The sequence below is a fragment of the Rhizobium sp. H4 genome, from assembly GCF_003013335.1.
Taxonomy (GTDB): Bacteria; Pseudomonadota; Alphaproteobacteria; order Rhizobiales; family Rhizobiaceae; genus Rhizobium; species Rhizobium sophoriradicis.
In genome coordinates this window covers 14,837-33,562 of sequence record NZ_PSOW01000022.1, presented here as the reverse complement: position 1 = coordinate 33,562, position 18,726 = coordinate 14,837, and the positions used below count along the sequence as shown (strand labels likewise).

The 18,726-nt window shown below is 60.5% G+C and carries 17 protein-coding genes and 2 pseudogenes; 10 read left to right on the top strand and 9 right to left on the bottom strand.

Translation table 11 applies throughout. From position 1 onward, the window contains the following. Window positions 1-4 precede the first annotated feature (4 nt). Window positions 5-1,033 carry a P-type DNA transfer ATPase VirB11 gene (gene virB11, locus C4N04_RS27535; RefSeq protein ID WP_097592261.1) on the top strand — a complete coding sequence of 343 codons (1,029 nt, stop codon included), beginning with the start codon at window positions 5-7 and terminating at the stop codon, window positions 1,031-1,033. A gap of 43 nt (window positions 1,034-1,076) precedes the next feature. Here the strand turns inward: virB11 and C4N04_RS27530 are convergent, their stop codons facing one another. The 3 genes from C4N04_RS27530 to C4N04_RS27520 all read right to left on the bottom strand — a co-directional run bounded on the left by C4N04_RS27530 (window position 1,077) and on the right by C4N04_RS27520 (window position 3,795). Further along, a complete protein-coding gene (locus C4N04_RS27530; protein WP_097592260.1) occupies window positions 1,077-1,655 on the bottom strand; it encodes a PIN domain-containing protein in 579 nt (192 codons plus the stop codon). Then, entirely contained in the window at window positions 1,645-2,091 is a 447-nt protein-coding gene (locus C4N04_RS27525) for a DNA-binding protein (protein WP_225882822.1), read from the bottom strand. The genes C4N04_RS27530 and C4N04_RS27525 overlap by 11 nt, the downstream gene beginning before the upstream one ends. Window positions 2,092-2,604: 513 nt before the next feature. Further along, complete coding sequence (locus tag C4N04_RS27520; RefSeq protein ID WP_064820021.1) at window positions 2,605-3,795, bottom strand: DUF1173 domain-containing protein; 1,191 nt, start codon at window positions 3,793-3,795, stop codon at window positions 2,605-2,607. Between the two features lie 309 nt (window positions 3,796-4,104). On the opposite strand from C4N04_RS27520, the pseudogene C4N04_RS32320 reads away from it, so the two are divergent. The 6 genes and pseudogenes from C4N04_RS32320 to C4N04_RS31940 form a co-directional block, all read left to right on the top strand. Then, window positions 4,105-4,362, top strand: a pseudogene (locus C4N04_RS32320) (toprim domain-containing protein); the annotation flags it as partial. Window positions 4,363-4,686: 324 nt separating this feature from the next. Then, window positions 4,687-5,627: pseudogene (locus C4N04_RS27510) on the top strand (DUF2493 domain-containing protein). Window positions 5,628-5,711: 84 nt separating this feature from the next. Continuing rightward, window positions 5,712-5,978 (top strand): hypothetical protein, encoded by a 267-nt coding sequence (locus C4N04_RS27505; RefSeq protein ID WP_004676093.1) that lies wholly within the window; start codon window positions 5,712-5,714, stop codon window positions 5,976-5,978. Beyond that, window positions 5,975-6,373 (top strand): type II toxin-antitoxin system VapC family toxin, encoded by a 399-nt coding sequence (locus tag C4N04_RS27500; RefSeq protein ID WP_008536014.1) that lies wholly within the window; start codon window positions 5,975-5,977, stop codon window positions 6,371-6,373. The genes C4N04_RS27505 and C4N04_RS27500 overlap by 4 nt, the downstream gene beginning before the upstream one ends. A 606-nt stretch (window positions 6,374-6,979) precedes the next feature. Beyond that, a complete protein-coding gene (locus tag C4N04_RS27490) occupies window positions 6,980-7,303 on the top strand; it encodes a DUF736 family protein (RefSeq protein WP_004676095.1) in 324 nt (107 codons plus the stop codon). A gap of 345 nt (window positions 7,304-7,648) precedes the next feature. After that, window positions 7,649-7,816, top strand: coding sequence for a hypothetical protein (locus C4N04_RS31940; RefSeq protein ID WP_004676096.1), 168 nt, complete (start codon window positions 7,649-7,651; stop codon window positions 7,814-7,816). Between the two features lie 80 nt (window positions 7,817-7,896). Here C4N04_RS31940 and C4N04_RS27485 read toward each other — a convergent pair whose 3' ends face one another. Beyond that, window positions 7,897-8,202 carry a WGR domain-containing protein gene (locus C4N04_RS27485; protein ID WP_004676097.1) on the bottom strand — a complete coding sequence of 102 codons (306 nt, stop codon included), beginning with the start codon at window positions 8,200-8,202 and terminating at the stop codon, window positions 7,897-7,899. A gap of 502 nt (window positions 8,203-8,704) precedes the next feature. Here C4N04_RS27485 and C4N04_RS27475 point away from each other — a divergent pair. Both C4N04_RS27475 and C4N04_RS27470 read left to right on the top strand, forming a co-directional pair. Further along, complete coding sequence (locus tag C4N04_RS27475; RefSeq protein ID WP_004676098.1) at window positions 8,705-9,187, top strand: hypothetical protein; 483 nt, start codon at window positions 8,705-8,707, stop codon at window positions 9,185-9,187. Between the two features lie 154 nt (window positions 9,188-9,341). Next, window positions 9,342-9,611, top strand: coding sequence for a type II toxin-antitoxin system prevent-host-death family antitoxin (locus tag C4N04_RS27470; protein ID WP_008536018.1), 270 nt, complete (start codon window positions 9,342-9,344; stop codon window positions 9,609-9,611). An 8-nt stretch (window positions 9,612-9,619) separates the two neighbouring features. Here the strand turns inward: C4N04_RS27470 and traG are convergent, their stop codons facing one another. The 3 genes from traG to C4N04_RS27455 are packed head-to-tail and all read right to left on the bottom strand — an operon-like array spanning window position 9,620 to window position 12,046. Continuing rightward, window positions 9,620-11,539, bottom strand: a complete 1,920-nt coding sequence (gene traG, locus C4N04_RS27465; RefSeq protein WP_046977192.1) for a Ti-type conjugative transfer system protein TraG — start codon at window positions 11,537-11,539, stop codon at window positions 9,620-9,622. Then, complete coding sequence (locus tag C4N04_RS27460) at window positions 11,530-11,769, bottom strand: conjugal transfer protein TraD (RefSeq protein WP_011053389.1); 240 nt, start codon at window positions 11,767-11,769, stop codon at window positions 11,530-11,532. Before C4N04_RS27460 ends, traG begins: the two co-directional genes overlap by 10 nt. Then, complete coding sequence (locus C4N04_RS27455; protein WP_097592259.1) at window positions 11,759-12,046, bottom strand: TraC family protein; 288 nt, start codon at window positions 12,044-12,046, stop codon at window positions 11,759-11,761. Before C4N04_RS27455 ends, C4N04_RS27460 begins: the two co-directional genes overlap by 11 nt. A gap of 177 nt (window positions 12,047-12,223) precedes the next feature. Here C4N04_RS27455 and traA point away from each other — a divergent pair, with 177 nt between their 5' ends. After that, window positions 12,224-16,921, top strand: a complete 4,698-nt coding sequence (traA, locus tag C4N04_RS27450) for a Ti-type conjugative transfer relaxase TraA (RefSeq protein ID WP_097603306.1) — start codon at window positions 12,224-12,226, stop codon at window positions 16,919-16,921. 105 nt (window positions 16,922-17,026) lie between these two features. Here the strand turns inward: traA and C4N04_RS27445 are convergent, their stop codons facing one another. Beyond that, window positions 17,027-17,497, bottom strand: a complete 471-nt coding sequence (locus tag C4N04_RS27445; protein WP_097592257.1) for a hypothetical protein — start codon at window positions 17,495-17,497, stop codon at window positions 17,027-17,029. A gap of 163 nt (window positions 17,498-17,660) precedes the next feature. Beyond that, the gene (locus tag C4N04_RS27440; protein WP_097603305.1) at window positions 17,661-18,674 is read right to left on the bottom strand and encodes a class I SAM-dependent methyltransferase; all 1,014 of its coding nucleotides are present in this window, start codon (window positions 18,672-18,674) and stop codon (window positions 17,661-17,663) included. Between the last annotated feature and the right edge of the window lie 52 nt (window positions 18,675-18,726).

Genomic DNA, 18,726 nt, shown 5'->3' with positions numbered 1-18,726 from the left:
GGCAATGACTGAAGCTGCCGACTCCGGCGTCGTGCGCGAACTGCTTTCGCCACTATCACGCTTCCTACGCGACAAGACGCTCTATGAGGTCGTCGTCAACCTGCCGGGACAGGTCGTCACGGAGGGTAGGGACGGATGGCAGACCTATGAGATGCCCGAACTTTCGTTCGACCGGCTGATGCGTCTCGCTCGCGCCGTCGCGAGCTTCTCCGATCAATCGATCGACGAGACGCGGCCGATCCTGTCGGCGACCCTGCCGGATGATGAGCGGATCCAGATCGTCATCCCGCCGGCAACGACGAAGGGAACCGTCAGCATCACCATCCGCAAGCCGTCCTCCGTGTCGCTGACCCTTGAGGATCTCGATCATGGAGGATTGTTCGCCGACGTTTTGCGGGTCGACGGCGACGCGAGCCGATCGGACCAAAGGCTGTTGGAATACTATCGCATTGGCGCCTACAAAGCGTTTCTCCGGGAGGCGGTGTTTGCAAGAAAGAACATCATCATCTCCGGCGCCACCGGGTCGGGAAAAACAACTCTATCGAAAGCGCTGATCCGCCACATTCCGCAAAGCGAGCGGATTATTTCGATCGAAGACACTCCCGAGCTGGTGGTCCCGCAGCCCAACCATGTTCGGCTCCTTTACTCCAAAGGCGGGCAGGGGCTCGCCAAGGTCGGCGCGAAGGACCTGCTCGAATCCTGCCTGCGCATGCGGCCCGACCGCATTTTGCTGCAGGAGCTGCGGGACGGGACGGCATTCTACTACATCCGCAATGTCAACTCCGGCCATCCTGGCTCCATCACCACGGTCCATGCCGACTCGGCCCGCCTCGCCTTTGAGCAGCTGACTTTGCTGGTCAAGGAGTCGGAGGGTGGTGGGGACCTCGAACGGCACGACATCCGCGAGATGTTGACGATCGCGGTCGACATCATCATCCAATGCAAGCGGATCGACGGCCGGTTTCGGGTGAGCGAGATCTACTATCGAGACGCCGCGACTGACCTCGGCCGCTCTTCGTCGGATCGAGCTTAACGGGTTGCGTCCGGGCCTCAAACAATTCTGTCGGTCTCGACCGTCAGTCCAATTGTGCGGCCTTCTCACGCAGGACCACTGAAAACGCGCGGAGCCCCTGATGGTCCAGTGCATCAATGAATTCGTGAACCGCCGGCACCGTCTTCCGTAAATTCAACCGGCCGCGCCTGATGCTGTCGATCAATGCGCTCGAAAACGTGGAATGGAGGCCCACGAGGAAATTGTCTGGCGACACGCAGGCCACCCCATGAGGCCGAAGGTCCGCGGCTGGGAAATCCTTGAGATTCCACGTGACAATCAGAGAAGCCTTTCCGGCGATGGCTGCAGCTAAAACATGACGATCATCCGGATCCGGTAGCGAGAGGTCGGGGATGAGAATTCGGTGGTTGCCGACATCGGCATCGGGCAAAACTTCCTTGATCCGATCACGGGTCGCTTTCAGACGGGCGAAGGGTATATCGGGTGAGCCGATGGCCAGATTGCGAATCCACTCGGCGTGGATGTCGTCGGTCCAGCGTGCGTCGACGAGACCGTCGAAAGCACACTGGACCAAGACATTACGCAAATGGAAAGGGTAGAGGACGCAGGCATCATAGACCGCGACAGGCGGCTTAGAGGCCATGATTGACGATCAGATCCTCTGTGTCCTCGGCCAGCGCGTCGAGGCTTTTCTGGCGAGCATCGAGCTTGTCCTTGAGCGCGAGAACATCCTTCAACTTGGCTCGGCGGTGCTTGCCGACATAGCGGAAGGGCAGATCGCCGCGATCCATGCGCAGCACCACGAGAGGACGTGAGATGCCGAGGATGGTGGAGGCGTCGGTCGGGCTCAATTCCTGATCTTCCGTGAGCACGGCAACACGCTTGCCGCGCAACAGATGATCGAGGAGTGCTTCGACAGGTGCGAGAGCCGAGGCTGGGAGAGAAAGGGTTTGAAGTTGTCCACCTTCACGGCGAATCCGTAGTTCCAGTTGGTCGCCCTCCGCCAGATTTGGCATAGGCGCGACGGCCTTGCGGTCGCGATCCGACAATTTGGTAAATTGAAGAACATGGCTGGTCATGGCGAACACCTCTGACCATGTATATAGGGCAAGTCGCTTATAACTGCAATAACTGAAATATGCTCCGCTTTCCATCTCCGATTTCTGGGTGCCATAGGAGCGCGCGGCGAACAAGCTCGACCCGCCAACTTGAAGCGTGGGTTACCCGCCAACCGCAAGCGCTCCGCTTTCGATGTGGTCATGCAATGCAAAGGGGGCCGCCTCACCAACTATGCAGAAAAATAGGGCCGCTGGAAAACCAGGGCCCTTTAAGGTGTGAAGGTCAATAACCTCCAGAGGGGAACAGCTGATACGATGGCACTGGGAGGAAAACCATCGATTGCATCAACTGGAGGCAATATGCTCATATTTTGACCGCTTGGTAAACATTTTTTGTGCAGTGCAGCTATGCAGAAATGGCAGAGAGTTCTCTGGGCCGATTTGACCGGGATATAGCTTCACGCAGTCGAGATCGCCCGCTCGATGGCTTCCTTTTAGGGCGTCTACGTCGCTGACCAAGGAGGCTGGTGTGGATTATGGCAGCCGCGGCATTTCGCCGTCGGCTACACGCCAGATCCACGGCGTCATCTCGGCTCTCGCGGCGATCATCTCATTCAATGCAACGTCGTAGTCTTCGTCGGCCTTCGTCGGAACGATGAACATGGCGATCGGCGCTGGCCTTGCCTCCGGTAAGGTCACGGAGGCAATCGGCTGGTCGCGCGAAAGATCGAACCGGAGTCCTTTCACGCTCCTTCGCTTCAGGCTGGAGAGCCGCTCCAGGAGACGCTGTTCATGGATGGTTTCGAACGGGATCCAGTTCTCGTTGACCACCATCAGCGCCACTTCCTCGACCGAAGCTATCCCCGCTCCCGAAATGCCGAACGTGGCGATGACGATGAGATGAAACCCCTCGTTGGATCGCCACAGTTCCAGTTCGGTTTCATATCGGGCATTCAACCGTTTCCACGCCCCCTCATCGAGCATGAAGGGGAAAGGCAGGTGGCGCACCAGCATCTTCTGGCCATCGCGCGCTGAGGAAAATTCCTTTACCTCTCCGACGGTCATCATCAGTTTCCGCGGACCGGGACCGGTTAACTGGGCGCCGGCCAACATAGCCGCACGCCGCGCTGAAATCCCCTCTTTGTCGTCCTGATGAAACACTTCCGGGACAAACAAGATATCGCTGAGAGGGCCGCCGCGGACGATCATCTGCTTTGCCGCGTTCACCAGACTGCTGCGCACGCGCCCCCAGCCGCGTTTCCCGGCCCATAGCGAGGTCCATTCCGTCAGCTCCCCCATGTCCCAGAGATAATGGAGCATCGCCCTGAGCGAGAGCTTCTTGGGCTCGCTTCGCACAGTCTCCGACGGCTCCGAAGGCGATGTCGACGTCGATCGGCCCCCTCGTTTCGACAGCGAAAAATTGAGTTTCAGCGTTGCCGCACCGGTCGCCGCGTCGATTTGGATGGCGTTGCCGATCAACGGCCCGAGGCCGGATAGCTCATACGGCGGGTCGTAAGACGAGCAGCCGGGATCATGCTGCCGGCCTGAGAGCGGCATGCGTTTGATCAGGAATTGGCCATCCATCCGGGCAATGTACATCGGCACCGGCGGTTGCCGACACGGGCAAAGTGGCCTGAGCTTCTGTTCGTAAGCGCGTTCGAGCTGCGGCAGAAACTCTGGAGAACTGTCGTCGAACGCCTGGTTGCCGATCAAAAACTGTCGCACGTCGTTCCTCCCTTGCCTGGCCAAAGGCTGATCGAGCCGTAAAAGGAAGGCGTAGCATGAGCTTCGCGGACTTTACTAGCGCAAAATAGTTAGTATGTAAATGTTACGGCCGCTGGGGCCGATTTCAACGCCAAGGCAGGAAAGAAGATACGTGCATTCCAGCCTCCAAAAATTAAAATTAACGATCATGATAATTAGAAGTCAACGGTGCGTTGATTAGAAGTCAGCCGGTCAAAATGTAGAGGCTGCGCCAGCATGAAGTGAGTTCTAATCGCGTGCTACCCAGCCCTTCGAGCCGGCCGGCACTGAACCGCCGATCACCTTGCCGCCTTCCGACTGCCCGATGGCTGCCGGCGTCTCTACATCGCAGCTGACGCCGATGCGGCCGGCCGGCACGTATCGAGGGATTGAGCTACCGCGCCCAGGCGCTGGGGATCCTGCCGCTAGTGCTTGCCCCGGAGTTCGGCGACTTCAACGAGGATCTGCGCCGGCTCAGTCCGGAACGGCTCATCGCTAATCTCAGGGCGCAGCTCGTTCTGAAACGCTCTGGCCTTTCTGCCCGCATGATCGAGCCGGACGGGGAAGGTGAGGGCGTGAGGGCCTACAGGATGGCAGGTCTCTGCCGGTCGCCGCACGGGTAGGCGCCCGCCCGCGGGCCTGCCGAGAGGCGACCCTTACCATGCGGCGGGCGGGCCTTCAGCGGGTCGCTCAGGTTTCTTCCCCTGGCTTGGGCCGCGTGCGGCCCGCCATTCCTGGCACAGCAAGAAACCTCCCTTCCGCCGCCCGGCGCTTCGCCGCGGCGTCAGGCGCCGCGGTTCCGGCCCGTCTGCCGCGTGGACAGGGATCGCCGTCAGGCCGCGAGAGGCGCGGCCCAAATCCGACGGAGACCATCTGAACCTAAGTCTTCCCATCGACGACGCCTTCGAGCCCCGCCCCGCCTCGTCCCCAACCGACCGTTTCATCTACGAGATGCAGATCTACGGCCATCGCCCCTTCCAGGATGAACCGGACCCGCGTCCGCTGCCGGAGGAGCCGGTCGTCCAGTCGGCGCTGACCGCCATGTTCGATGCTCTATTCGAAATGCTCGGCGATACCCGCCTGGAGCCCGATCTCGAAGACCTCCTGTGGTCGACGGTCAATCTCTTCCACCGCGCCGGCGAGCGCATCCAGCGGGAGCTTCAGCGTAATGAGGATAGCCAACGCAACGGTCAGCGCGAGCAGGACGGCTCGGAGGTCAAGAGTGTCGAGTTGGAGCGCCTCGTTGCCGAAGGCATCACGCTGCTTGAGCGCCGCAATGCCTTCGAGTTCATGCGCGCCTATGCGGGCGACCACTTCGAAGCCAATGCGGCTCGGCATGGCGGCCGCGGACGGGCTCCAAGGTCAGCCACGCCAACATGACCGCGGCGATGATCGACTCCAGAGACTTTCCATCCGCCCGCCGGCGCGCCGAGACCGAAGTGCTGATCCCGGCAGGCACCAAGATCGCCTTCGGCGGCGGCATCGACTACAATGATCACGAACGAATCTGGGCGAAACTCGATCAAGCCCTCGCCAAATATCCCGACATGGTGCTGCTGCACGGCGGCTCGCCGAAGGGCGCCGAACGTATCGCTGCCTGCTGGGCAGAAGCGCGCAAGGTGATACAGATCGCCTTCAAACCGAATGGACGAAGCACGCCAAGGCCGCACCGTTCCGCCGCAATGACGACATGCTCTCGGTCATGCCGGCTGGCGTCGTCATCTTCCCCGGCTCCGGCATTACCGGCAATCTTGCCGACAAGGCCCGCCGACTTGGCATCTCCGTTTTGGCAAGCGGCGGGAGATGGCGCGTAAGCGCCATCTGTCCATACGGCTGAAGGAGATGCTTGCATTTCGCAAAAATTGTGTACACATTTGCCGCTGAAACGGAGCTTCGCCATGACCCAATCTCGGCAGCAGATACCATCTCCCCGCCGTGTCGGCGTGCGGGAATTTCGCGGCAACCTGACGTCTTTCCTCAAGCAGGTCGAAGACGGCCAGCGGTTCGTCCTGACGTCGCATCACAAGGTTGTCGCCGAAATCGGCCCGCCGTCAGCCGGCGTCGTCATGCGGAAACCAGGCGCGTTGCGCGGAAAGATCAAAGTTGCCGATGACTTCGATGGTCTGCCGGCGGATGTTCTGAAGTCCATGGAAGACGGGACGTGAGGCTGCTGCTCGATACACATGCCTTGCTGTGGTGGCTGAACGACGACGAGAAGCTAGGGAACCATGCGCGTCGCCTTATTGGCGATCCCGAGAATGATGTCCTCGTCAGTGCTGTCTCCCTTTGGGAAATCACTGTGAAGCTGCGCATCGGCAAACTTGATGCCGATATCGAAGAGATTGTTGCGATTTTGCCGGATCAAGGTTTCGACCGGCTGGATATCTCGGACGCGCATCTTATCGCTCTCGCTGCTCTTCCACTTCATCACCGCGATCCTTTCGATCATCTGCTCATGGCGCAAGCCGTGGCGGAGGGAGCGTATTTGGTTTCGGACGATCAAAATGTCGCGCTTTATGGCATTCCGTTTGTGACTTGCTCCGATCCTGTTGCCTTGTGATCTCACCGAGCTTGGCTCCGCGGATGAAGCCGGCTCAGATCGTTCCGGTTGCGTGTTTGCCAATGGCGATGTACCTGGCGACCCATCGGCGGCTCAGGTGCTTGGGAGCGGGCACGTTTGGGGAAGATCACTCATTCGACGCCCGCGTGAACAGCTTCACCCGGGATTGGAGCACGGTGTGCAGACGGCAATGCGGTGCCGCGGCGACCTCGCCGATCAGCAGAAATGTTATCGAGGTGCTCACAGCCTGCCGCAGCCGGGAGCGGGCGAGGGTATTGTGTTGATCGACATGCGGGCGAAGCGTCCGTGGAGTGTGCGGCCAATATCCCCCAGTGCTTGGACCGGGAGGCCATGGTTTGTTGTCTCCTTCGATTGCCCCGAACCATTCCCGTTTTATATCGCTCGTATAGACGACCGCCTGCTTTGGCGGCCAACCCCTGAAGGGGTAAGACTCGCCCGAAATTTTTGCAAAATTCGATTTCGGTTCGTTTATCCTGGTGGAAAATAGAATTTTGCAAAATTTTCAGGCGAGCTGACCGCAGCAGGTCGGCCGTCTCTTCGTGCGCCATCGGGAATGGTCCCGAGCAACCGAAGGAGACAACAACCATGGCCACCACGATCGCAACGCTCACGCAGAAGACCGACGGCATCCTCGAAGGCGTCTTCGCCACGATCCGGGTCAACGCCCCGATCGCCATCGTCCCAAATGCCAGCAAGGCAAGCGAAGAAGCGCCCGACTACCGCGTCATTCACCGCAAGACGGGCTTCGAGATCGGCGCCGCCTGGAACCGCATCGCGCGGCAGACCGGCGAGGAATACCTCTCAGTGAAGCTTGAGGCTCCCGAGATCGGTGTGATCTTCGGCAATCTCGCACCGGCACCCGGCGGCGATCCTAGCAAGAAGGTGATCCTCTGGAACAGCCCGAACTGAAGAACAAAGCGAGCGGCCCCGAGCAATCGGGGCCGGCTTCGCCGTATCTCAGGTTTTGCGCGCAATAGCGGGATTGAAAGCGGGCATCGAGCCCGCCTTCAATCCTCCTGTCGTGCCACACGAGACCAAGGACCCTGTCTGCTCAGATACTTGAAGTCTGCCGTGAGGCTCGTGCCGCCTCAAGGACTTCGCGGCCCCTCCTATTTTCAGCCGGCGCCCTGAAGGGCACCGTCAGAAAATCGGTTCCTCCGCTCGCCGGCTCCGCCGGTCGCTGACGCGATCCTTGACCCGGCCCGATCCTCACGACCCCGGGCGTCATCTTTCACATTTCAGGAGACGACGACGATGACGATTGCACTCGAAATTCAGGTTGAGGAACTGCGGGCCGAGCTCAGAAACGCCGATCCGGCTGAGCGCCGCCAGATCGAAGCGGAGCTGGAGATCGCTCGGGCCGAACTGAGGGTAGCGATCGCCGAGCAGGAGGGCGCCATCGACGCCGCGCCACCCTTCTGAGGCGGCGTTTGCCTCCTCGCCTGGGCCGGCACGCCGGATCGACCGGCGCGTCGACCCGAAGCTGCGCTTCACGCCGATAATTACCGGCAAGGACCAGGAAGACTTCCGCGGACAGCCCGGACCATGGGTTCCCGTCCGACATTTGTGTTCGGCCTATAGCCGCGCGCCCGTTTTGATCGGAGAAGTTCGAGGAACATACGGACTGCATCCTCCTCTCTGTCGAAGTGATGCACCATGGCTTGTCCGATCGTTCCGATGCGTCCCCATCGCCGCGTCAGGCATGGTGTGCCGAACAACGTCGGTTCGATTGCGAGCGCGTAGAAGCGCGCCATGTTTTTCGTCGCGTCCCTGCGTTCGATGTAGAGCTGATAGGGTTGAGTGAGCATGACGGAGAGTCGCCTCTTCCAGCTTTTGCGTCTAACGACACTTATGAATCGGTCGGCCCACACCGATTCATTTTTGTGATGATCGTTGAAGCCGAAGATCATGGATTTGGGCGAGCCGGCCAATCGGCGGCCGGGTGCTATTCGCTCCGCTCACGGAGCCCGAACACCGTCTCCGCCTCCGGTCACGCCCCCTCTCGCGGAATGACGTGAGCGAATTGCCCAGCCGCAGGGCGGCGGTTCTATCCTCGACACCTCCTGCCGGCTCACGCCGGAAACGGTCGCGTCCCCTTCGGGTCCGCGGGTCTCTTCTCTCTCTGACGTCCAATTTTACTCCAGCAAATCCGGCGTCAAGGACGGCGCGTCTCCCCCAATTTTTCCGCTGCTGCGTTTCACTGCGCTCTGGAAAAATCGGTTCCCCCGCTTGCGAGCCGCGTCCCGCGGTCCTTGACCCCTCTTTGCAAGAGAGTGGCCGATCTCCGTCATCAACGAAGGAGATCACATTATGACAACCGATCAGAACCTCATACTCTACACCAAGTTTGCCGGCTTCCGGCTCGTCGTCCTGGCAAACCGCTTCGGCTGCGACAGCGATTTTTCGCGAGAGCTTCACGATCGCCTGGTTGAGGGGCTCGACGCGGCAATCGATCGGATCAGCGTCATCATGGAATTGGAACGAAGTGTTCTCATCGGGGAGGATGAATTCGCCGAATATCAGCTGGAGGGCGAGATCGAGATTTTCGGGCGCTTCACTATCAATCTGCTGGACGAACTCGAAATTGATTACGACACGCATGAATTCCGCGTCAACGGCGGCGATTGGATGAGCGCTTGGGCTGCCGACGACACTGGCGTCGATATCAACTATCCTGAGCTCGTTGCGCTGATTGCGGACGAACTCGGCTCGCTGGCGCCGATCATCAAGGATATCACGTTGGCAACTCGCATCCCGGTCTATGCGGGGCGCGTCGTTTGGTCATGGTGGTAGCAGCACCATCTCACATACTGAGAGGCGACAGACGAGGTTGCCTCTCAGTTGCCGATGGCCCTCAAGTGAGCCGAGGAAGGACGGCTGCGAAGTTTCACAACAATCGCAGTAATGTTGTAAATGCTGTAAATTCCAGCGATAGCAAGGAAGCCCAATGCCGAAGCCAAGCGGGACGTATTCAACCAGTGACCTCTCACGTAAATCCGGCGACATCATCGCCGAGGCGCTGCGTCATCCGGTGACGATCACCCAGCGGAACAAACCCCGGCTGGTTCTCCTCAATATCGAAGATTATCAGCAACTGATCAGGCAGGCAGACCGACGCACCGTCGGCACTATCGAAACGATGCCCGATGAGCTTTTTGCCGAACTCGAAAACGCCGTCGACGCCTATGCCGGCGAGGACGAGGTGGGCCGCTCATAAAACCACGATCATAGCACCGGTTTGACGAAACGATTGACCTTCGCTGCCTGATCCATCTCCTTTCGCCGGAAGTAGATCGCCCGGCCGCAGCGGATCGGACTATGCCCCTGGACGATGATGATCTGCTCGTCCTTCCTCATCGACTGGGTGATCTCGTGCGGCATGATCAGCGGCCGGCGCTGGAAGTTGACGTTCTCGGATCTCCTGGATGCATTGTTCTTCGTGTCCCAGCCGATGTTGCGGGAACTGCCCTTCACCTCCACCGTCATCTCGCCACATTGCGCAGAGAGGTTGCGCGCCGTGTCGAGCGCCTTGATCGCTGCGTAAGAGGCGAAAGCGCAGCCATCGATCCATGACGTCGCGCCATCCTTCCCGAAATGCCGCTCCAACTGCCCGACCGACTGGTACATCAACATCATCGAGATGCCGTACTTGCGGCCGCGGTCGCGCGCCTCCTCGAGCACCCTCATGTAGCCGAGCAGATCGACCTCATCGAGCATGAACAGCGCCCGGCGCTGGAAGGCGCCGTCGGCCTGCACCATGGCGTTGATGAGCGAGCCGATGATCACACGAGCGATGCCCGGATAGGAGCGCAAGATCGATGCGGAGATGTTGAGGAAGACGTCCTTCTTGCCCGAAACGATATCACTCGATTTGAAGGCATTGCCGCAGACGAGCGCGGCATAGCTGTCGAGCGACAGCCACTGGGTATCCTTCGATGCTGTGGAATAGACGCCCGAAAACGTCTGCTCGGTCATGTTGGTGAAGACGCCGAGCGTTTCGCGGATGAAGGCCGAACCGGAATGCTCCTGAATGTCGCGCAGCATAGCGAGCACCGAGGGCTCCGGTTCGGAAACGATCTGGCGGAGACTGCGCAAGCTTCGCCGGCCCTCATATTCGGGCGAGAGCATCACATGGGCGAGCAGACCGGTCAGGAGGTTGTGCGCCTGGTTCTGGAAGTAGGATCCCGTCGAGCTTTCGAAGCGAAGGCTTTCCGACAGCAGCATATGGGCAATGCCGACGATGTCCTCTTCCTTTTGCTTGGATGCTTCGATCCCGTCGAGCACGTTGAAGCCCATGATCGGGTTCGTCGGATCGAGCACCATGACCTCGCGCCCGAGCGCATTGGTGCGGTGCTCGACGACCATGGGTGCGACCTCAGTGGAAGGATCGAGGCAGATCATGGGTCCGGTATATATGAGCGCCGTCGGCACGACGTTGCTGGTCGTTTTGTATCCGCCCGATCCCGCGAAAAACAGCATATGGGTGGAATCGAAGTCCTGTCTGTAGGTGAGCAATGGCGCCTTCCCGCCCTGTCCCCATGTGCTGCGATCGTTTACATCGAAGGGAAGCGCATGGATGATTTCCTTGTCGACCCGATAACGCTCGCCGACCACGATTTCCCCATCCGGCGGGAACAGCTTTCCTGCTGCCGCCATCGGCAGCCAATCGGCATCTCCAAATATTCCACGCCGGGCACGCTTGATTTCATCTGGCACGACGACGGAGATGCGGGCTGACACCGCCACTGCCATGAAGCCGGCGACGGCAGCAATGACTGCGACCATATCAAGATAGGACAGCGCTCGATCCCACGGAACGACCCGGGCCTGCACAGTCGGTGCAAGCCGGCCGAATTCGCGTAGCGCATAGTAGGCGGCAATGCCGAGAAAACACAAAAGACTTGCCATGGCGACCGGCCTTCGCCGATGCAGCGGCAGGGCCCAAACTGTCAGAAGTCCGGCAAGAGGTCCGAACATTAGAGGCAGTACAGGTGCTGCCCGCAGGAACCAATATTCCATCCTTCCCGACATGCCGACGGCGAGCCCTGGCCACCGCCAGCCAACAATGTAGATTGTGATCGTGGTGACGGCGATCGGCGCCAAAACGAGCAGCAGGCTCGGATGCGGTTTCCCTCTTAGGCCCATTCCGCCGTCTCCTTGAGATGCGATGAAACGTCGGCCAGCGACGGAGCCTTGAAAGCCTCTTCGCCGATATCGCGCAGCCGCCGATGCTCAATGGAGCCTGGGGCGAGCTTTGCCAGTTCTATGAGGCCGCCGAGCAGGAATGCCCGATCGGCTTTCGACAGCCCTGCTCTGACGACGATTCCGCCGAGCAGGAACTTCTCGCGCGCGTCGCGCTTCCGCTCAGCCGTCATTTGGAGCCTGCCCCTGCGCTCCAGCGCCGCTATCTCCTGATCGACGCGCTTGAGGAGCGGGGCCAGCGGCGATTTTCCTTTCCCCCTTTCGAAATCGCGCGGCGATTTCCTCGATGATCCGATCGACCTCCTCGTCGGCAATCTCCATCTCCGCCAGCCCGGTTCTGGTCGCGGCTCGGGCAAAACGCTCGGCCGATTTAACTATCAGCAGGCGTTTGCGTTCACGCAGCTTCTCGATCTGGGCGTCGAGATCGGAAATCGATGATTTTGCAGCCATCCCTGGTTCCTTTTCGGGTTCAGGTAATCGAAACGAAGCGATTATACTAACTAGAATAAAATAGTAAAATGCGCTACCGTGCAACCAGAAAAGCGGCATCGGCCCTTCGGTCCGATCTGTTTGAGGGCGCAATATACGTCGCTGTCGCGACGTGCTTGGGCCAGTCTGGAGACGCCAGTGGCGATCATGTTCGTCAGAGCGCAGGTGATCAGTAGGGGATCGGGACGCAGCATCGTCTCGGCTGCCGCCTATCGCCACCGCGCCCGGATGATGGACGAGCAGGCGGGAACGTCGTTCAGCTATCGCGGTGGGGCGGGCGAACTGATGTATGAGGAACTGGCGCTGCCGGATGAGATCCCGGATTGGCTGCGGTCGGCGATATCAGGTCAGTCCGTCAGCAAGGCCAGCGAAGTGTTTTGGAATGCCGTTGACGCCTTCGAGACGCGGGCAGATGCGCAGCTCGCCCGCGAACTGATCATCGCGCTGCCGGAGGAGCTGACGCGGGCCGAGAATATCACGCTGGTGCGCGAATTCGTCCGCGACAATCTCACCTCGAAAGGAATGATCGCCGACTGGGTCTATCACGACAAGGACGGCAACCCGCACATCCACCTGATGACGACGCTCCGGCCGCTGACGGAGGAGGGGTTCGGGGCAAAGAAGGTTCCAGTGCTTGGTGAGGATGGTAAGCCGCTGCGCGTCGTCACGCCGGACCGCCCGAACGGCAAGATCGTCTACAAAGTCTGGGCGGGCGACAAGGAAACGATGAAGGCGTGGAAGATCGCCTGGGCGGAAACGGCCAACCGGCATCTGGCGCTGGCCGGACATGACATCCGCCTCGACGGTCGCTCCTATGCCGAACAGGGCCTCGACGGCATCGCGCAAAAACATCTCGGGCCGGAGAAGGCGGCGCTGGCGAGGAAGGGCAGGGAGCTCCACTTCGCGCCGGCCGATCTCGCCCGCCGCCAGGAGATGGCCGATCGGCTGCTTTCAGAGCCGGAGCTTTTGCTGAAGCAGCTCGGCAATGAACGCTCTACCTTCGACGAGAGGGAAATCGCTAAGGCGCTGCACCGTTATGTCGACGATCCCACCGATTTTGCCAACATCCGCGCCAGGCTGATGGCGTCGGACCAATTGGTCATACTGAAGCCGCAGGAGATCGAGGCAGAGACAGGAAAGGTGTCGGAGCCCGCGATGTTTACCACGCGGGAGATGCTGCGCATCGAATACGACATGGCGCAGTCGGCGCGGGTTTTGTCGGAGCGTCGCGGCTTCGGCGTTTCCGAGCGGAATGTGACGGTGGCGATCGAACGCGTGGAGAGCATCGAGAGCGGCGATCCCAAAACTCCGTTCCGGCTCGATGCAGAGCAGGTCGATGCTGTCCGTCATGTCACCGGTGATGGTGGCATTGCCGCTATTGTAGGCCTTGCCGGCGCCGGCAAATCGACGCTGCTTGCTGCCGCACGTCTTGCCTGGGAGGGCGAGGGACGCCGGGTGATCGGTGCAGCCCTTGCCGGCAAGGCGGCGGAAGGGCTGCAAGACAGTTCCGGCATCAAGTCGCGGACACTTGCCTCCTGGGAACTGGCCTGGGCCAATGGCCGCGATACGCTCCATCGCGGTGATGTGCTGGTGATCGACGAGGCCGGCATGGTGGCCTCGCAGCAGATGGCCCGTGTGCTGAAGATTGCCGAGGAGGCTGAGGTAAAGGTCGTGCTGGTCGGCGACGCGATGCAGCTGCAGCCGATCCAGGCCGGTGCTGCCTTCCGGGCAATTACCGAACGCATCGGCTTTGCTGAGCTTGCCGGCGTGCGCCGCCAGCGTGAGGCCTGGGCGCGCGATGCCTCGCGTCTGTTTGCCCGCGGCGAAGTCGAGAAGGGCCTAGACGCCTATGCCCGCCATGGCCATCTGGTCGAGGCAGGGTCACGCGAGGAAACGATCGATCGCATCGTCTCCGACTGGGCTGCTGCGCGCAGAGAGGCAATCGAGCGATCAACGTCTGAGGGCAGGGATGGCCGTCTTCGCGGTGATGAACTGCTGGTGCTCGCCCACACCAACGACGATGTCCGCAAGCTCAACGAGGCGCTGCGTGAGGTGATGGCCGGCGATAATGCCCTCGGCGAAAGCCGCAGCTTCCGGACCGAGCGCGGGGCGCGAAAATTTGCCGCCGGCGACCGCATCATCTTCCTGGAGAACGCCCGCTTCCTCGAGCCGCGGGCCAAGCACTCCGGGCCGCAATATGTCAAGAACGGCATGCTCGGCACGGTCACCGCGACCGGCGACAAACGCGGCGATCCGCTGCTGTCGGTTCTGCTCGACAATGGCAATAAAGTCGTCTTCGGCGAGGACAGTTATGACAATGTCGACCACGGCTATGCCGCAACGATCCACAAATCTCAAGGGTCGACCGTCGACCGCACCTTCGTGCTCGCCACCGGCATGATGGACCGGCATCTGACCTATGTGTCGATGACCCGGCATCGCGACCGCGTCGATCTTTATGCGGCGAAAGAGGATTTTGAGCCGAGACCGGAATGGGGACGCAAACCGCGTGTCGATCATGCCGCCGGTGTCACCGGCGAGCTTGTCGAAACCGGCGAAGCCAAATTCCGGCCCGAGGACGAGGATGCCGACGACAGCCCCTATGCCGATGTCAGGACGGACGACGGAACCGCCCATCGGCTCTGGGGCGTCAGCCTGCCGAAGGCACTCGAGGAGGCCGGCATCCAGGAAGGCGACACCGTGACGCTCAGAAAGGATGGTGTCGAGCGGGTCAAGGTCCAGATTGCCGTTGTCGACGAGGAGACAGGTCACAAGCATTACGAGGAGAGAGAGGTCGATCGCAACGTCTGGACGGCCAGCCAGGTCGAGACCGCTAGCGCACGACAGGAGCGCATCGAGCGGGAAAGTCATCGGCCGGAACTCTTCAATCCGCTCGTCGAACGCTTGTCGCGCTCCGGTGCCAAGACGACGACGCTCGATTTTGAGAGCGAGGCCAGTTACCGCGCACACGCGAACGACTTCGCCCGGCGCCGCGGGCTCGATCATCTCTCGCTTGCCGCAGCCGAGATGGAGGAAAGCCTTACCCGGCGCTGGGCCTGGATTGCCGAGAAGAGGGAGCAGGTGGCCAAGCTCTGGGAGAGGGCAAGCGTGGCGCTCGGCTTTGCCATCGAGCGGGAACGGCGGGTCGCCTACAATGAAGAACGGAGCCAGACGATGGTCGAAGCGACATCCAGTGACGCGCGAACTGCATCCCACTCCGTCTCGGGCGCAAGTGCTGCTGAAACACGCTATCTGATCCCGCCGGCCACGTCCTTTGTCAGCAGCGTCGAGGAGGATGCGCGGTTGGCGCAGCTTGCGTCGCCGGCCTGGACAGAGCGGGAGGTGATCCTGCGGCCGCTGCTGGAGAAGATCTACCGGGATCCGGATGCAGCGCTCGTCTCGCTGAATGCACTGGCGTCGGATATCGGAGTCGCACCCAGCAGGCTCGCCGACGACCTTGCGGCAGCCCCTGGTCGGCTTGGCCGGCTGCGTGGCTCCGAGCTGATCGTCGACGGACGCGTGGCGCGTGAAGAGCGCAATCTCGCTGTCGCGGCCGTGAAGGAACTGCTTCCGATGGCCCGTGCCCATGCGACCGAGTTCCGCAGGAACGCCGTACGGTTCGAACTGCGCGAGCAGACGCGCCGCGCGCATATGTCATTGTCGATCCCGACGCTCTCCGAACGCGCCATGGCGCGTCTTGTGGAAATCGAGGCGGTGCGCAGCCAGGGCGGGGACGATGCCTACAAGACGGCCTTTGCGCTTACCGCCAAAGATCGATCGGTGGTGCAGGAGATCAAGGCGGTGAGCGAAGCTTTGACGGCCCGCTTTGGCTGGAGCGCATTTAGCGCGAAGGCGGATGTGATCGCTGAACGCAACATAGTCGAGCGCGTGCCGGAGGATCTCACGGATGAACGGCGCGGAAAGCTGATGCGGCTGTTCGAAGCCGTGCGGCGCTTTGCCGACGAGCAGCACCTCGCCGAACGTCGGGATCGCTCAAAGATCGTTGCCGGCGCCAGTGTCGATCTGAGGACAGAGACGGAGAAGGGGGTGGGGAAGGAGAACCTTCCCATTCCCCCGATGCTCGCCGCCGTCACCGAGTTCAAGATCCCCGTTGACGACGAGGCGCGATCTCGGGCTCTTGCTTCGCCTCTCTATCGTCAGCAGCGTGTGGCACTGGCGAACGCGGCAACGACAATCTGGCGCGATCCGGCTGAAGTCGTCGGCAAGATCGAGGAACTTCTCCAGAAAGGTTTTGCCGCCGAGCGCATTGGAGCCGCGGTGACCAACAATCCTGCCGCCTATGGTGCCTTGCGTGGTTCGGATCGCCTGATGGACCGGATGCTGGCCTCTGGCCGAGAGCGGAAAGAGGCGACGCGGACCGTGCCGGAAGCTGCAGCGCGTCTGCGCGCGCTCGGTGCGGCCTACACCAATGCGCTCAACTCAGAACGCCAGGCTATCACGGACGAACGGCGGCGCATGGCGGTTGCCATTCCAGCTCTTTCGAAAGCTGCGGAAGAGGCGCTGGTGCGCCTGACGGCCGAGGCGAGGAAGGACAGCAGAAGGCTCGGCGTCTCCGCCGCGTTCCTCGATCCGGGCATTGGCCGGGAGTTTGCGGCCGTCAGCCGGGCGCTCGACGAGCGCTTTGGTCGCAATGCCCTCGTCCGAGGTGACAAGGATCTTGTCAACCGCGTGCCGCCACCGCAGCGCCGAGCTTTCGCGGCGATGCAGGAGCGGTTGAAGGTTCTGCAGCAGACTGTCCGTCTGCAGAGCAGTGAGCAGATCATAGCGGAGCGGCGCCAAAGGGCTGCTAGCCGCGCTCGCGGCATCAACCTCTGAGACTCGAAGAAAAGCGGGGTGACGAAATGGTTGGTAGATTGGAAAAGCACTACGACCTGATTGTCCCGAGATCGATTTTCCTTTGGGTGGCGAAGTTGGACGAAGCTATTGTTCGTCGCTTCCGCAGCGGTCGTTGTGGAGGCGATTGCAGGTCTCACCAGATCGCGTGTCGTCTGCGTGACGCCACTCTATAGCCCCCTCGGACACGGACGTGGCCAGAAACAAGCCTGCTTCCAGCAGCGCGCGGATGCCACAGAAGGTGACGTGGTCTCGCGCTGAGACCCTGAAGAACAAGCTTTCACTTGTCGGCCTTATGATCGCGCCTCCACCTTCGAAAGCTAGAAACCTGTCAGGTCCCACGGAGACGAGGGATTGGTAGAAGTCCTCGATTTGCGTGCAGATCTTGTCGGCAACGTGCTGCGTGCGCGAGATAGCGACACACGCTTCGGCGACGTGTACGCACTTTGGAACATCTTCCTCATCCGCGAATGATGGCGCTCGTGGCAGGACCAGATGCGCGTTGCCCGGCGGGCTCAGCTCAACGAAGTGATGGACTTCGCCAATCGATTTCTTCATGCTGTTCCTGCCTGTTTGGAGAAAAAGGGCTTTTCGAGATGGCAAAGCGCTGAGGGCTGCTCAACGTGATGGAGCGCTTTCTGCTGACGCGAACGTTGTTCCAGTTGAGGCTCGTGAAGACGTGACGCAGTTGCGCTCACGCGACGGTGAAGATGAGGAGCCGCTAAAGGGTCCAGGATCGCCCCGATAGCCGCCTTGCTTCGGATTCCGGGTAAAGGCGGTAAGGAAGGTCCGCATAGACATATTCTGCCGGAATCGCGGGTGGGGACAGCTTCGATAGGAACAGGTCGAGATTCTGCTGACTGTTGCTGGAGACAAGCGTGTAGAAATTGCCGCTGTTCCAGGTGACGAATGAGTGTCCAAAGAACCGGCGTAGTGTTTCGCTCATCTCCGAAAGGGTGACTTCGTTTCGATCCATTCGCGTCAGCACCGTCTCTTCCTTCGCGCGAATATCTGACGCGCTGAAGAAGCGAGCTTTGAAGCTATGGTCCTTCTGGCGTTCCCGCCGGCGATATTCCTCGTCGTCTTCATGCCTGAACTTCTCGACGAACATGAAGAGCCCGTTGGTCTTGAGATGCTGCGAGACGAAACGGATCTGATCGAAGCGATTTGGCGAATACATCTGGAAAGTCGTGTCCTCGAGGATGATATCGAAACCGCTGCCAAACTTTCGGAGCTCCACGTCTTCTTGGACCCTTTGCGATGTCAGATGATGAAATGGTCCGTGAAAAAACATGGCATGAGGAGGAACGCCATAGGCATAGAAGCTTCTAAGGTTCTCGACGTTGGGACTGCATGACAGTGTTTCTATCCTGCCCTTGCCAAGTTCGCCGATCACACGAGCCATCGTCCCCTCGGCTGTACCTAGCGTGTAGAGTTGCAGTTGACCCTTTCTGGCCCGCGCGTATTTGAGGATCGCGCCGCCTATGCGGCACTCCTCTTCGAGGCGGTAGGGTATGCTGCTCAAGTAGTGCTTATCGAATGGACCTTGGCGCAGCGGATGAAGGGCTGAAAAGCGCCTGAACGTCATGTCCACTGGGAACAAGCGGCGATCGAGCTCAGGCGGACGGATAGGCATTCCGGCCTCACCGGATGCGGTGGTCGAAAAAAACTCAGAAAGCTCGTTAAGGCGCGGGGCGCAGTCGCACTCCTCAATGAAGTCGGCAAATTCACGCATGCGAAAGCCTGCCTTTCTCTCGCACCATCGCGTTGTTGGGATTCAGGAGGGA